Consider the following 13,367-nt stretch of genomic DNA (forward strand, 5'->3'; position numbering starts at 1 on the left):
ATTAAATCAATTTTCTATTTTTGAATATATTTATTAATTAGATTAGAGATATATTATAATATTATGAAATGATAGATATTTAGTATAATTTTTAAATTAAATAATCTACAAAATATTATCTATCAATTATTCTTATCAATTAATTATAAAAAACATCTGGTGTTTAGATGAGTGAAGATATTAATAAAATTATTAATGAATTACATATTTATGAAAAAAAGCTATTAAAAGAGTTAGAGATTAATGAAAATGCAACTCCTGACGAAATAGCTGAAAGCACTGGTTTGAATATTAAATCAGTTATGAGTGCTGCGGGATCATTAGCTTCTAAAGGAATCATCATTGTAAACAAAGAGACAAAAGAGAAATTTAGCTTGACTGAGAATGGTAAAAAATATGCTGAAATAGGCCTTCCTGAAAGGAGAATCCTAAAGGTATTGCAGGATAAAAAGCAATTGGCCATGAAGGATTTGGCTAGTTTAGAAGGGCTTGACAAAAAAGAAGTCAATATCTCAATTGGTTGGTTGGTTCGTAAAAGCTGGGCAAAAATGGATAAGGGAGTATTATCCATTACTGATGTAGGTGAATCCAGCAAAGAAAAATTAGGTGATGATGAATCATTATTAAGAACCCTTATTGAAAAGGCACAAGTGTCTAAAGAACAATTGGATGAAGATATGGCTAAAGGTTTATCTGCACTTAAAGAGAGGAAAAATCTCATTGCGGAGCAAAAGACAACTCTTCACAGTTTTGAATTAACAGACTTAGGTCGTGAGATTTTAGAGCTTGGCTTCACCATTGAAGAGGAAGCTACCCAATTGACTCACCAACAGCTTAAGGAAGGATCTTGGAAAGACTTGAAATACAGACCTTATGATATCAATGCAGAGTACCCTATATTCTTCCCAGGTAAAGAGCATCCATTAAGAAGAATCATTCAGGAAATTAGAGAAATCTTCTTGAATATGGGATTCACTGAAGATAAAGGTGATTATTTGGAATCTGCTTTCTGGAATTTCGATTCTCTTTTCCAACCTCAAGATCATGCTGCAAGAGAAATGCAGGATACTTTTTATGTAAAAAATCCATTGACTTGCGATTTGCCAGATGATGAGCTTGTTCAAAAAGTGGCTAAAACTCATGAAGATGGTGGAAATACAGGTTCAGAAGGTTGGAACTATAATTGGGATGAGGATATTGCTCGCCAATCTGTTTTAAGAACTCATACAACTGGAATTTCCACTCAAAGATTGGCAAAAGGTGAACTTCCTATTAAGATGTTTTCAGTAGGAAGGGTATTCAGAAGAGAAACCTTTGACTACAAGCATTTGCCGGAGTTCCATCAAGTTGAAGGACTTGTTGCCGCTCCTGGAATCAACTATCAAAACCTTTTAGGTACTTTAAAGGAATTCTATAAGAAATTAGGATTTGAAGTAAGATTCAGACCAGCTTATTTCCCTTACACCTATCTTTCAACTGAGTGTGAAATTTACTTGGAAGAAAAGGAAAGCTGGATTGAGCTTGGTGGTTGTGGAATGTTCAGACCAGAAGTTCTAGAGCCTTTAGGAATCGACACACCAGCATTAGCATTCGGTTTAGGTATTGAACGTCTTGCTATGATTAGATATGATTTATCTGATATCAGAATGCTTTATAAGAGTGACATTAGCTGGTTAAGAGAGGTTCCTTTAGAAGAAGGAGTAAAGTTTGATTAATTTCAATCTTTATCTTTTTATTTTTATTCTTTTTTTTATTTATTTTTCTTAATTTTTTTATAATCTGATTATCTGATTATTAGATATATTTATTCAATTTTTCAATTATTATTTAAAGTGATTTTTATGACTGATATAAGACTTATTTCATGGAATGTAAATGGTATTAGAGCTATTCATAAAAAAGGTTTCTTAGATTGGTTTAATGCGGAAAAGGCAGATATTGTATGCCTTCAGGAAACCAAGGCTCAAATAGACCAATTGCCTAAAAAATTAGTGAATATTCCTGATTATACAAGCTATTTCAATTCAGCAGAAAGGAAAGGATACAGTGGTGTAGCAACTTATACCGCTATTGAACCTAAAGAGGTTTATTCTGGAATGGGGATTGAAAAGTTTGATGTTGAAGGAAGACTTCAAAGATTGGATTTTGATGGGTTCACTCTTTTAAACATTTACTATCCTAATGGAGGAAATGGTGAGGAAAGATTGAGATATAAGCTTGATTTCTATGATGCGTTCCTCGATTATGCTAATGATTTAAGGGATAACGGTCATAATTTAGTGATTTGTGGTGATTTAAACACTGCACATAAGGAAATAGATCTTGCAAGGCCTAAGGAAAATGAAAATACTTCTGGTTTCATGCCTATTGAAAGGGAATGGGTTACTAAGTTCTTGGACAATGGTTTTATTGATACATTTAGGATGTTGCATGAAGACGAAAGAGACAAATATACCTGGTGGAGTTATAGAACCCGTGCTAGAACAAGGAATGTGGGATGGCGTTTAGATTACTTCTTTGTAAATGAAGAGTTTAAAGACAATGTCAAGGCATCCTATATCAAATCTGACATTGAGGGTTCTGATCATTGTCCTATAGCTTTAGAAATAGAAATATAATTCTATTTTTTTATTATTTATTTACTATTTTTATTTACTATTTTTATTTACTATTTTTATTTACTATTTTTATTTGCTATTTTTTTAATTTTTAATTATTTTTTAATTATTTTTTTTTAATTTAATGAATCTTAATTTTGTGATTTCATTAAATTTAAAATTTCTTTTCCATAGTCTGTTAATTCATATAATCTGCCCCTTTTGGTTTCGGGGTTTAATAGACGAACTAAATTCTTTTCTCGTAATTGGCTTAAGATACGACTTACGTTGTTACTATGGATATTAGTCTTTTTGCTTATATCTGTAGGCTTTAAAGTTTCCCCATCTAATGCCTTGAATATTTTCTCTCGATTTTTGGATAACTTGATGAATTCTATAATAATCTTTTCAGAGTCTTTCATAGCAATCCCTTCAACTGTTTTTATTATATTAAACTGTTTTTATTATATTGAACTTTATTATATTTATTTTTTTGTTAAGAGTTCGATTTGGGTTTAATATATATTACTATTCTTAATATTAAGTTAGATATCAAATATTAAATGTTTAAGTTCATAATATCTATTTGATAGATATTTAATAGATATTTGATAGATATTAAATAGATATTAGATAGATATTAAATAGATATTAGATAGATAAGTCTAAAAAATAATTTTCAAATTCAATCAAAGGCAATATTAAAAACATTTATTAAAAAGATAAAAAAGATATACTTGTATAGAATAATGATTTTTTAGGTGTAAAAATGATTGAATCCCCTGAACAAATAGCTATTGAAAATGAGATTAAGGTGCAAAAGGATAAGTTCCTATCTTATTTTAATGGCTCTTTACCTGATACAATGGAATTGGAATTTGAAGGATTCTATAGAAGAGGGTTCTTTGTAAGCAAAAAAAGATATGCTGTCATAGAAGATGGAAAGATCATTGCAAAAGGATTGGAACTGGTTAGAAGAGATTGGGCTCCAATTGCAAAGAAAACTCAGGAAGATATCTTAATGGCTATTTTGGAAGAGGGTAATGTTAAAAAGGCTGAAAAGATCATAAGTAAAGTCCTTAAGCAAATCAAATCTGGCAATTTGGACATGAAAGAACTGGTTATTCATACTCAAATCACAAAAAATCTTGATGATTACAAGCAGGTTGGACCTCATGTAATTGCAGCTCGAGAGATAGAATCTCATGGAATCAAGGTTGGAAAAGGAACCATTGTTCAGTATATTATAGCTAAGGGAAAAGGTTCAATAAGCCAAAGGGCCGTTCCTTATGAGTATAGTGAAGGAATAGAATATGATAAGGAATACTATATTGAAAATCAGTTAATTCCTGCTGTTTCAAGGATGATGGAACCTTTAGGTTATGATAAGGATAGATTAAGGGAATTATCTTCCAATGAAAGGCAACAAAGTTTAGATGCTTTCTTCTAATTCTCTATTGATTTGAATTTGGAAATATTGGGATAAATGAATAAATTTCTTTAGGAATTTTTATATAATAATAAAATAAATATATTATTAGATTATTGAATGAAATAATTATTAATTGAAATATATTATTGAAATGAAATTTAATGCTTAATTGCTTAAATATTTAATATTTGGTGTAATAATGACAAAAGCAGTATTTTTTGATATTGATGATACCCTTGTAGACACTTCAAGCTTTGCTGATTTAGCAAGACATGCAGCTATTGAAAGTATGTGCAACAATGGCTTGCCTTTAGAGCAAGATGAAGCATATGACTTATTAAAGGATATTATTAAAGAGAAAGGTTCAAACTATTCCAAACACTTCAATATCTTAACAGAAGAAGTTTTAGGAAAGGAAGACCCTCTTTTGGTAGCTATTGGAATGACAACATATCACAATGTCAAATTTGCTCTTTTGAGACCATTCCCAAGAACAAGTGCAATATTGATTTATCTTAAAAGTAAAGGATATAAATTAGGTGCAATCACTAACGGAATCACCATTAAGCAATGGGAAAAATTAGTCAGATTGAATTTGTACCACTTCTTTGACATTGTAATCACTTCAGAGGAAGTGGGAGTTGAAAAGCCAGATCCTGAAATATATATTGAAGCATGCAGAAGAATGGCATGTGACGTTAAGAAAAGCGTTATGATTGGAAACAAGTTGGATGTTGACTGTATGGGAGCAGTTAATGCAGGAATGAGCGCTATTCTTGTCAATTCCACTTTAGATGAAGAAGAAAAAGAAAGAGTGAATGAAGAAGACATTGACATCATTGTTTTAGACAGTATTTCTGATGTGGATACTGTTTTATAAATTTTTTATTTTTAAATTTTCCCTTTATTTTTTTAATTTTTTAATTTATTCTATTTTTTTAATATTTATTTTCTAATTTCAATTTTTTGAAGTTCTAAAAATAGTTACCTTTATATATAGTTTTGAATATAAATATATACATTCTTATTTTATCTTGCAGTAAGAATCATTAATTAACTTGCTTATTTATGAGAATTTCATTCTCAATATTTAAAAAAATAAATCAAAAATAAATTTAATAATTATTTGAAAATAAATTTTTATTGAATTTATCTCTTATCAAGCAAAGCGGAAGCTTGTTTTTTGAGTTTCATATTTTAGAAAATTAATTCCATAAGATTACTTTATGTAAAATTAACTTGAAATCTTTTGGAAATGAAAAATTAATAATTACATAGATTACGGAAAAAATAATATAAGGAGATATTGTTATGGCTATTTGTCAAGGAAAATCAACCAGATCTCCATCTGGTGCTAGAAGAGTTGCAAACCGTGGTAAAAGGAAATCTGAATTAGGTAGAGAATCTGCAGAAACCAGATTAGGTGAGAAAAAATTAAGAAAAATCAGAACCCGTGGTGGAAACGAAAAACACAGATTAGCATTTGGAAACCAAATCAACGTTATCGATGCTGATGGTAAAGCTCACACTGTAGAGATCTTAAACGTAATTGAAAACAGTGCTAACCCTAACTACGTAAGAAGGAACATCATCACCAAAGGTGCTATTGTAGAAACCGAATTAGGTCACGCAAAAGTTACCTCCAGACCTGGTCAAGATGGTGTTGTTAACGGAGTTATTGTAGAATAATTCTGTTATTCTATCTTTTTTTATTTATTTTACTTTATTACACTTTTTACTACTTTTAATTATTTTATTCTTTTTAATTTTTTTAATCATTCTATTTTTTTAATCAGTTTTATTTTCAATTTCTTTATAAAATTGCAAATACTTATTTAATATTAATTAGATATATTATAATGTTATAAACTATTGAAGATATTACGAATCTTTTATAAGTTTAAGCAAGATGTTAATTTTGCTTGTTATTTATTTTAATTATTAATTTTAAGGAGATAAAATGAAGATAGGAATGTCACATGGTGCTGGTGGAGAAGTTATGGGAAATTTAATCTCACAGACCATTTTAAATAATTTATCAAAAAAATCAGTTGAAGGAGGATACGGATTAGACGCATTGGATGATGGTGCAACAATACCTCTTGGAGATTATGAGATTGTTGTTACAACTGATGGTCATACCGTAAACCCATTGTTCTTCCCTGGTGGAGACATTGGAAGAATTTCCGCAGCAGGAACTATAAATGATGTTTCTGTAATGGGTGCAAAGCCTTTAGCTATTTCAAATGCAATGATTTTACAGGAAGGTTTTCCAATTGAAGACTTGGATAAAATCATCAAATCCTTAAGCGATACCTGTGAAGAGGCTGATGTAGCAGTCATCACTGGAGACACTAAGGTAATGGAACAGGATAAGCTTGATGGTATTGTAATTGTAACTACTGGTATTGGAATAGCTAAAAAAGGAGAAGTCATTAAGGATTCCACTTTAAATGTGGGAGATAAGATCATAATCACTGGTAGTGTTGGAGACCACGGAATGAGCTTAATGTCCTTTAGGGAAGGTTTCGGGTTTGAAACCGAATTGAAATCCGATGTAGCTCCAATGTGGGGAATCATTTCCAAAGCTCTTGAAGTAGGTGGAGTAACTGCTATGAAAGACCCTACTCGTGGAGGGCTTGCAAACTGCATAAATGAAATGGCTCGTAAATCTGGAGTTGGAGTCATGCTTAAGGATGAAGCTATTCCAGTTAAGGAAGCAGTTAGAGCAGCATCTGATATGTTGGGTATTGATCCATATGAAGTTGCTAATGAAGGAAAAGTCTTGATGGGTGTAAAAGCTGAAAAGGCAGAAGAAGTTTTAGCAGCTATTAAAACAGACAAATACGGTAAGGATGCAGCTATTATCGGTGAAGTTATTGATGATGATAAAGTATTGATTGAAACAGGCATTGGAGGAGTCAGAATCCTGGAAACTCCTATAGCAGACCCTGTTCCAAGAGTATGTTAAATTAAATCTTATTAATTAAAATGAATCAGATGGTGATTTGATGGACTTATTCGGTAAAAGAGTTGTAGCATATATTCTTGATTTCTTTGTAGTTTCTGCATTTATGTGGATTGTATCTTATTTCGCATATTTCTTTATAAACTACTTCAATATGTTCCAGATTTACCATTATTTTGTATTTGTTCTTCCAATTTTGATTTTATTGTATTTCACAATTTTAGAGAAGAGTATAGGTGCAACTATTGGTAAAAGGTTGATGTTTATAGAAGTTAAATCAGCAGTGCCAAGAAGAGGAAGACTTGGAAGAGATTATTCCCTTACTTTTTCTCAAGCATTGATCAGATCCCTTTCTAAAATTTACTGGTTCCCAATAATCATTGATGTAATTCTCGGAAGAATTACAGGTAAAGCCAGACTTTTAGACGGTATTACAAGAACCACTGTTGTTGAAGAGGATACAGATTTATTTTTTGCTAGAAGATAATCTTTAATTATCTTTTATCATTTATTTTTTATTTGTACTCTTGTTTCTTTTTTAAGATATTTTAGATTATTTTAGATATTTTTAGGTTATTTTAGATTATTTTAGATATTTTTAGGTTATTTTAGATTATTTTTATAAAATTTTTTTATATTAAAGGGGGATTCTATGGAAAATAAACTTATTGTAGACGAATTTAATATTTTAGATTTTGAACTTCATGAAAATTATAAGAGTGTTCGGATCATTGATGAAAAGGCTAATTTTCCAATAAGCTGGCTAAATACACAAGGATATTGTGAATACAGTTTGTACCTTGAATACTGTCAAGGAGTCAGCACTGCACCTACTCGGGAAATGCTTGAAGGGACTGAAGGGCATTCCAGGTTAGAGGAAAAATTTAAGGAAACAGCTCAGCCATCAACTTTTGAGGATGCTTTTGAATTGTCTAAGGAAGAAGAAATATTATCCCGTGAAATGTTTGTAATTGATACTGAAAATGGAATTCGTGGTTTTATTGATGAAGTTAGAATGACTCCTGATAAGATAATAATCATTGACGATAAACCAGGAAATAGGGCTTATCCATCAACAATCAATCAAGTTCGCGCTTATTGCTTGGCATTTAAGAATATGGTGGGAAATGATAAACGTACAATAATCGCTGCATTAAGGCAAAGGGGAACAGATAACATATTCTGGAGCGAAGAATTCAATGAAAGCAATGAACAGAATATTAGATATACAATCAATTTTTTACATAGATTAATCGATGATAAAAGAGATCCTATACCTACTAAAAACCCTAATAAATGTAGAAAATGCAGATTCCAGAGCTATTGTGAAGAAAAAGCAATTTAATTACTAAATAGTTTTTCACTCTTTTTTTTAAAATTAATTATATTTTTTAAAAATAGTTTTTTATTCTTTTTTTTAAACTTTAGAATATTTTTTAAAAATAGTTTTTTTTTTTATTGTAATGATTAAAATAGTATAAAAAAGAAGAGAATTTAAAAATATATTAAAAATATATTCTTAAAGTTCCATATTTATTTTTTTAGCATCTATGACTTGATATGGGACATTAGCCTCTTCTAAGTCTTTTGATATGTTTTTGCTCATATCTCCGATTGAAAGAATCATAACATTCAATCCTTTTCTAACTGCAGATTGGGCTGCTTCACTCACTCCAAATTCAATGTCTACTGGCATATCTAATGCATTAGCTATTACATGAGAAGTGGTTCCAATTGCTGCAACCTTATCGATTGAGCTTAATCCATAGTTTTCATATTTTCCTTCATAGATTTCCTTAATCAGGTCCATATCAGCAGCTCTTGATCCTCCTTGCTTTATTGGAGGCAATGTAATTATTAGGATTTTACTTTCCTTGATTTCAATGGTTCCTTTAAGATTGGTTAAAGCAACATCAAATCCTTTCTTAGTGTCCAATATTACATCAGCATAAGCGTCAGTCTGTGCATTGATTGAAGCGTATAATCTGCCATCTTCCATGAATAAACCTACTTCATCACCTTCCTTCAAGTCTTCCTTAGCAATTGCTGGCCAGGTAGACTTATAATAGGTCATGGTTTCAAGAACACTGTCAGAGTACTTTCTTAAGGTGATTGCATCTTTTTTGACTTTAGCAATTCCCTTTTGGGTAATCTTATATGGTGCTCTACCATCTTTAGAAGTGATGTATTCAAGTTCAGTCAATGTTTTGATATTTTCAGAAACCGCTTGAATTGTAATTCCTAAACGTTCAGCCAAATCCTTTTGCTTAAGATTTGGTTCTTGCTTAGAGATTTCCCCTAAAATTTGAAAATGAGTCAATGCTCCTCTTTTTTGTAAGATCTCCATAATAACCACTTAATTTTTTTTATACAAAGAATTAATTATTTCTAGTTAATAGTTACTTTGTCCCTTATAATATTTAAAGTTTATTTTACTTTTTTATAAAGTCTATTTGAATGTAAAAATTATTTAAAAAAAGTTGCTTAAAAAAATAGTTTTAGAATGATTTATTGTAAAAGCAGTCTTAATAAATGTATATGTAAAAAAATAGTATTGAAAATAATAAATTGGCTTTGATGGTTTAATCAAGTACCAATTTACCTTCCAATTCATTATTCATCATTTCAAAGAATTCTTCTTTTTGGTCTTTACGGATATAAGCTCCACAAGCGACATCGTGGCCTCCACCGTTTCCACCTAAACTCTGAGACACTTTTCTGATTATCTTTCCAAAGTGAACTCCGTCATAAGCGAGCAGCTTAGAGCAACGAAGTGAAATCTTCAGGTCATCATTCTCTTCACTCACTTGTGTAAATGCAATAATAGGTTTTCTCCAATCTCCTTGACTGAGAACCATTCCAGCAATTGTACCTACAACATTGCTTCTTATGCCTTCTCCATCGAAATACTGAAGATTTTTCATTTGCACAATAGAGTCGGTCTCGCCAATCATCTTGATGTTCTGTGCCAAATAGAATCTATGAGCTTTTGAAATCTCTTCAAGTTCATCAAGCACAACAGCCCTATCGCTTTCAATGTCTATTGAAACCTTGCTGTCACTTAAGATTTCATTTCTCTTTATTGTCAAATCCAATAGTTTCAATGCAACTTCTGGTCTTCCATTTCTAACGCATGCATTCATTGCTGTAGAGAATTCAGAGGCATCCCTTAAGAAAGTGTACTTCTCTTCATTATCAAATTCGTAGCTTTCTCCCATAACTAGTTTTGGAGCATGGATAGCATATCTGCTTGGGATTTCCTTTGTAATCATGTTGATTAGTTCTTTGATTAATTTGAATTTGTCTTGTTGGCTTAAATCGCAAGATCTGATTGATGTGTCATTTACAGGGTTTCTGGTATTTATGCCAAGCCTTTTCAAAAGATCCAATGACCTATTCTGGTCATTTGTAATTTCCAAGTTAACATCGCTGAAATAGGATAATGCAACAAACAGAGGTCTTGTCTGTCTGCCGTATAATGATAAGTCATTTGGAATAATCTTAACCAATCCTTCTTCTTCAGCATCCTTAAGAATGGTTCTGTTCAATCCTTCCAATTTCCCGGTTTTACCGTTTTGTATATCTCCAATAGCTGCCAATATTCCAAGCCAACTTAAATCGGTAAAACCAAACTCCTTAGCAAGAAGGTAGCATAAACCTCCTCCACAAATTTCTTGGGAACCGTCTATTCCATAAAAAATAGGGTTTATTTCCAAGTAATCATAATCTACTGTATTACCGTAATCAATGTCTCTAAGTGGAGGGTGGTGATCAAGAATAAGTATTTTGGAATCCTTATTTGCATTCTTATCAACAGGCTGTCCAGATCCAAGGTCTGAAAATATTGTCAACTCATGTTCTATTGGAACGTTTTCCAAAACATCCAAGTTGACGATTTCAATTTCAAAATCTTTTCCTAATTGTCTGCCTATCTTTTTTAGGATTCCTGTGAGAATAGCTCCAGATGAGATTCCGTCACAGTCAGTATGGCTGTAAATCTTAATGTCTTTAGAAGATTCTATAAGTCTTCTGGCTTCTTCATATCTTTCTTTCATTTCTGGTGGTATGCTTGTCATTTTAACGCCTTTTTATTTGTTTATAGTGAATAATCGTTTTTATTAATTTTATTTAATTTTATTTATTTTATTTTTCTTATTTTTTTATAGTGGTAGGAAATTTATTTTTTCCATTTTCCTTTTTTGCCTTTTTTGTTGTTAGGCCTATTTGATTGTTTAGCTTCTCTCATTTGTTTTATGGTGTTTGATAAGTTGATTAGAATTTCCTTTTTGCTGTCATCAGTGGTAATTATGACTCTTCCTGATTTATTGTACCATTCTCCAGGATAAGCCTTATCCTCTTCAGCATAATACTTGTATCTTAATTTTTGAGTAGCCTTTACGATTTCCTTGATTCTTGGTTCAGAGACGGCATATTCTTTGGATATTTTCCTGCCTTCATTCAATGATTTTTCAGCATCAAGATATATTGGCCAAATCATTACATCTTTCATTTTTTCACCTCTTTTTATTTTTCATTTGCTTTCTTAATTATAATATGTTAGCATAATATTTAAAAATTATTTATTTTCATAATTTTAATTTTTTAGATTCTCATTATTATAATCATGATTTGATTTTCAATAGGACTTTAATGAATTTTAGAATCAGCTTGTATTTCAACCCATTCCTATTGCCCTTTTCCATCATTTCAATCTCATTAAGGAATACTTTATTTTCCTCTTTTGAATTATCCCTGCTTAGCCATAGGTTAATCCAATTCAATAGATATGGGTTTAGGAAGAGGTCTTTGTTTCTTATGCCATATTCATCAGAAAGCTCTGAAGACAATCTGTAGGCTTTCAGTGAATCATGCACTAATCTGAAATTAATGTTTTTTGTAATTGACTTGTCTTCATCTTCCAGTCTCATGAAGTAATTGTAGACAATCTTATTGTTCAGGAAAAGAATTCCCTTTTCGCTTTTGATATATGATTCCAATAGGAAGTTCAAGTCTTCAGCAGATATGCATTCTGGAAACTTGATTGCATTTTCCTTTATCAGTTCTGTTCTGTATATTTTACTCCAGAATGATGGCAAGATCTTTAAGATAGCTATTTCATCATCATTTTCCGCTTTGAAATCATTGATGAATATCTCGTCATTGTTTTCATTGTTTATGGATTTGCCGTAAAAGAATCTGCTCATGACGTTTTTCCAGAGAGAACCTATGAATCCATTTAAATTAGACCCTTCAACCAAATCATCAAGGTAGTCAAGATATGGCCTTTCCAAGCTGTCTGTGTATGGAGTGTATGATTTTCTAATGATATTTGCTTCTGGGTAATGCCTTAAGTATCTTCCAAAGGCAATGTCACAATCATATTCATTGATCTTATTGTATAATGTTTCACAGGCATCCAAAGGATAAGTGTCATCTGAATCAATGAACATAAGATATTCTCCATTCACATGATCCAATGCTATGTTTCGAGGACCGAACGCCCCACCCATATTTTCCACAAGATTGATTGACTTAACGGTTTCCTTATTAGTTTGATTGTTGATTCTTTCCTTAAAATCTTCAATGATCTGCTTTGTATTGTCAGTGGAACAGTCGTTAGCTATTATTATTTCAAGGTTTTCAATACCTATTGTTTGATTGATAACCGAATCTAAAGTAATCGGAAGATATTTCTCTCCATTGTAAACAGGTATGATTATGCTTATCTTAAATTGGCTGATAGAAATTCCTCCTTTACTAAGATTAAATTATATTATAATTATATTCAATATTGTCTAATTTTCCAATAAAAATTATTTTTTTAGTGCATTATTTTTTCTAATTTTGATTGTTCAATTCCCTAAACATCAAGTCAATCATGTCTTTGACTGTGTATCTTTCAGGATAGATGTGCTTTACATTATAGTCATCGAGTATTTTTCCAGTTATTGGCCCAATAGCTACTGTAAGTGTAGAACTTGATAATTTTTCAACCAACTCATCCTTTTGCTCATCTTTAGCTATCTTGAAGAGATTCACCACAGTAAGTGGGCTTGTAAATGTTATTCCATCAATTCTTTCATCTATGATTTCCTGGATTAAATTTTCAATCTCCTTTTTTTCGTCTGGAATGACTGACTTATAGCTTTCTGCAAGTATCACTTCGGCCCCCATATCTTTGAGGCTATTTGGTAAAATAGTCCTTGCAGAAAATGTACGAGGAACGCCAACAATTTTATTATTTAAGTCGATTCTTTTAAATTCTTCAATGAGTCCTTCAGCAGTATAATCTTTTGGTATGATATCTATATGGAGTCCTTTATTCATAGCTACTTCTGCAGTTTTTGTGCCAATAGTGGCAATTTTGCAG

At 31.2% G+C, this 13,367-nt stretch carries 14 protein-coding genes; 8 read left to right on the forward strand and 6 right to left on the reverse strand.

The features are described from left to right. The first annotated feature begins 167 nt into the window (after window positions 1-167). Window positions 168-1,715, forward strand: a complete 1,548-nt coding sequence (locus Q0409_RS09890; protein WP_298537695.1) for a phenylalanine--tRNA ligase subunit alpha — start codon at window positions 168-170, stop codon at window positions 1,713-1,715. A gap of 126 nt (window positions 1,716-1,841) precedes the next feature. Then, a complete protein-coding gene (locus Q0409_RS09895) occupies window positions 1,842-2,618 on the forward strand; it encodes an exodeoxyribonuclease III (RefSeq protein WP_298537697.1) in 777 nt (258 codons plus the stop codon). Between the two features lie 131 nt (window positions 2,619-2,749). On the opposite strand, the gene Q0409_RS09900 is transcribed toward Q0409_RS09895, so the two are convergent. Continuing rightward, window positions 2,750-3,019 (reverse strand): winged helix-turn-helix domain-containing protein, encoded by a 270-nt coding sequence (locus tag Q0409_RS09900; protein WP_292786234.1) that lies wholly within the window; start codon window positions 3,017-3,019, stop codon window positions 2,750-2,752. Window positions 3,020-3,366: 347 nt separating this feature from the next. On the opposite strand from Q0409_RS09900, the gene Q0409_RS09905 reads away from it, so the two are divergent. The 6 genes from Q0409_RS09905 (at window position 3,367) to Q0409_RS09930 (ending at window position 8,342) form a co-directional block, all read left to right on the forward strand. Further along, window positions 3,367-4,047 carry a DNA polymerase domain-containing protein gene (locus tag Q0409_RS09905; RefSeq protein WP_296856192.1) on the forward strand — a complete coding sequence of 227 codons (681 nt, stop codon included), beginning with the start codon at window positions 3,367-3,369 and terminating at the stop codon, window positions 4,045-4,047. 181 nt (window positions 4,048-4,228) lie between these two features. Further along, the gene (locus Q0409_RS09910) at window positions 4,229-4,909 is read left to right on the forward strand and encodes a TIGR02253 family HAD-type hydrolase (RefSeq protein WP_298537702.1); all 681 of its coding nucleotides are present in this window, start codon (window positions 4,229-4,231) and stop codon (window positions 4,907-4,909) included. A 431-nt stretch (window positions 4,910-5,340) separates the two neighbouring features. Further along, window positions 5,341-5,718: a 30S ribosomal protein S8e gene (locus tag Q0409_RS09915; RefSeq protein WP_298537705.1), complete on the forward strand. Its 378-nt coding sequence runs from the start codon at window positions 5,341-5,343 to the stop codon at window positions 5,716-5,718. 271 nt (window positions 5,719-5,989) lie between these two features. After that, window positions 5,990-7,000: a hydrogenase expression/formation protein HypE gene (hypE, locus tag Q0409_RS09920; protein WP_298537708.1), complete on the forward strand. Its 1,011-nt coding sequence runs from the start codon at window positions 5,990-5,992 to the stop codon at window positions 6,998-7,000. Between the two features lie 40 nt (window positions 7,001-7,040). Continuing rightward, window positions 7,041-7,484, forward strand: coding sequence for an RDD family protein (locus tag Q0409_RS09925; protein WP_298537711.1), 444 nt, complete (start codon window positions 7,041-7,043; stop codon window positions 7,482-7,484). A 165-nt stretch (window positions 7,485-7,649) separates the two neighbouring features. Further along, a complete protein-coding gene (locus Q0409_RS09930; RefSeq protein ID WP_298537714.1) occupies window positions 7,650-8,342 on the forward strand; it encodes a Dna2/Cas4 domain-containing protein in 693 nt (230 codons plus the stop codon). Between the two features lie 174 nt (window positions 8,343-8,516). Here Q0409_RS09930 and Q0409_RS09935 read toward each other — a convergent pair whose 3' ends face one another. The 5 genes from Q0409_RS09935 to Q0409_RS09955 form a co-directional block, all read right to left on the reverse strand. Then, window positions 8,517-9,344 (reverse strand): winged helix-turn-helix transcriptional regulator, encoded by an 828-nt coding sequence (locus Q0409_RS09935; protein WP_298537717.1) that lies wholly within the window; start codon window positions 9,342-9,344, stop codon window positions 8,517-8,519. Window positions 9,345-9,579: 235 nt separating this feature from the next. Beyond that, window positions 9,580-11,073, reverse strand: coding sequence for a DHH family phosphoesterase (locus Q0409_RS09940; RefSeq protein ID WP_298537720.1), 1,494 nt, complete (start codon window positions 11,071-11,073; stop codon window positions 9,580-9,582). A 101-nt stretch (window positions 11,074-11,174) separates the two neighbouring features. Further along, window positions 11,175-11,507 carry a signal recognition particle subunit SRP19/SEC65 family protein gene (locus tag Q0409_RS09945; RefSeq protein WP_298537723.1) on the reverse strand — a complete coding sequence of 111 codons (333 nt, stop codon included), beginning with the start codon at window positions 11,505-11,507 and terminating at the stop codon, window positions 11,175-11,177. Between the two features lie 112 nt (window positions 11,508-11,619). Next, window positions 11,620-12,744 carry a glycosyltransferase family 2 protein gene (locus Q0409_RS09950; RefSeq protein WP_366940127.1) on the reverse strand — a complete coding sequence of 375 codons (1,125 nt, stop codon included), beginning with the start codon at window positions 12,742-12,744 and terminating at the stop codon, window positions 11,620-11,622. A gap of 91 nt (window positions 12,745-12,835) precedes the next feature. Continuing rightward, the coding region (locus Q0409_RS09955; protein ID WP_298537725.1) for a uroporphyrinogen-III synthase at window positions 12,836-13,367 on the reverse strand (532 nt) is incomplete at its 5' end.

The sequence above is a fragment of the uncultured Methanobrevibacter sp. genome, from assembly GCF_937898925.1.
Taxonomy (GTDB): Archaea; Methanobacteriota; Methanobacteria; order Methanobacteriales; family Methanobacteriaceae; genus Methanobrevibacter.

What these genes read in the sequence shown, in the direction of transcription:
- Q0409_RS09890 (WP_298537695.1), top strand. Translation starts at nt 168, where the DNA reads ATGAGTGAAGATATTAATAAAATTATTAATGAATTACATATTTATGAA.
- Q0409_RS09895 (WP_298537697.1), top strand. Translation starts at nt 1,842, where the DNA reads ATGACTGATATAAGACTTATTTCATGGAATGTAAATGGTATTAGAGCT.
- Q0409_RS09900 (WP_292786234.1), bottom strand. Translation starts at nt 3,019, where the DNA reads ATGAAAGACTCTGAAAAGATTATTATAGAATTCATCAAGTTATCCAAA.
- Q0409_RS09905 (WP_296856192.1), top strand. Translation starts at nt 3,367, where the DNA reads ATGATTGAATCCCCTGAACAAATAGCTATTGAAAATGAGATTAAGGTG.
- Q0409_RS09910 (WP_298537702.1), top strand. Translation starts at nt 4,229, where the DNA reads ATGACAAAAGCAGTATTTTTTGATATTGATGATACCCTTGTAGACACT.
- Q0409_RS09915 (WP_298537705.1), top strand. Translation starts at nt 5,341, where the DNA reads ATGGCTATTTGTCAAGGAAAATCAACCAGATCTCCATCTGGTGCTAGA.
- hypE (WP_298537708.1), top strand. Translation starts at nt 5,990, where the DNA reads ATGAAGATAGGAATGTCACATGGTGCTGGTGGAGAAGTTATGGGAAAT.
- Q0409_RS09925 (WP_298537711.1), top strand. Translation starts at nt 7,041, where the DNA reads ATGGACTTATTCGGTAAAAGAGTTGTAGCATATATTCTTGATTTCTTT.
- Q0409_RS09930 (WP_298537714.1), top strand. Translation starts at nt 7,650, where the DNA reads ATGGAAAATAAACTTATTGTAGACGAATTTAATATTTTAGATTTTGAA.
- Q0409_RS09935 (WP_298537717.1), bottom strand. Translation starts at nt 9,344, where the DNA reads ATGGAGATCTTACAAAAAAGAGGAGCATTGACTCATTTTCAAATTTTA.
- Q0409_RS09940 (WP_298537720.1), bottom strand. Translation starts at nt 11,073, where the DNA reads ATGACAAGCATACCACCAGAAATGAAAGAAAGATATGAAGAAGCCAGA.
- Q0409_RS09945 (WP_298537723.1), bottom strand. Translation starts at nt 11,507, where the DNA reads ATGAAAGATGTAATGATTTGGCCAATATATCTTGATGCTGAAAAATCA.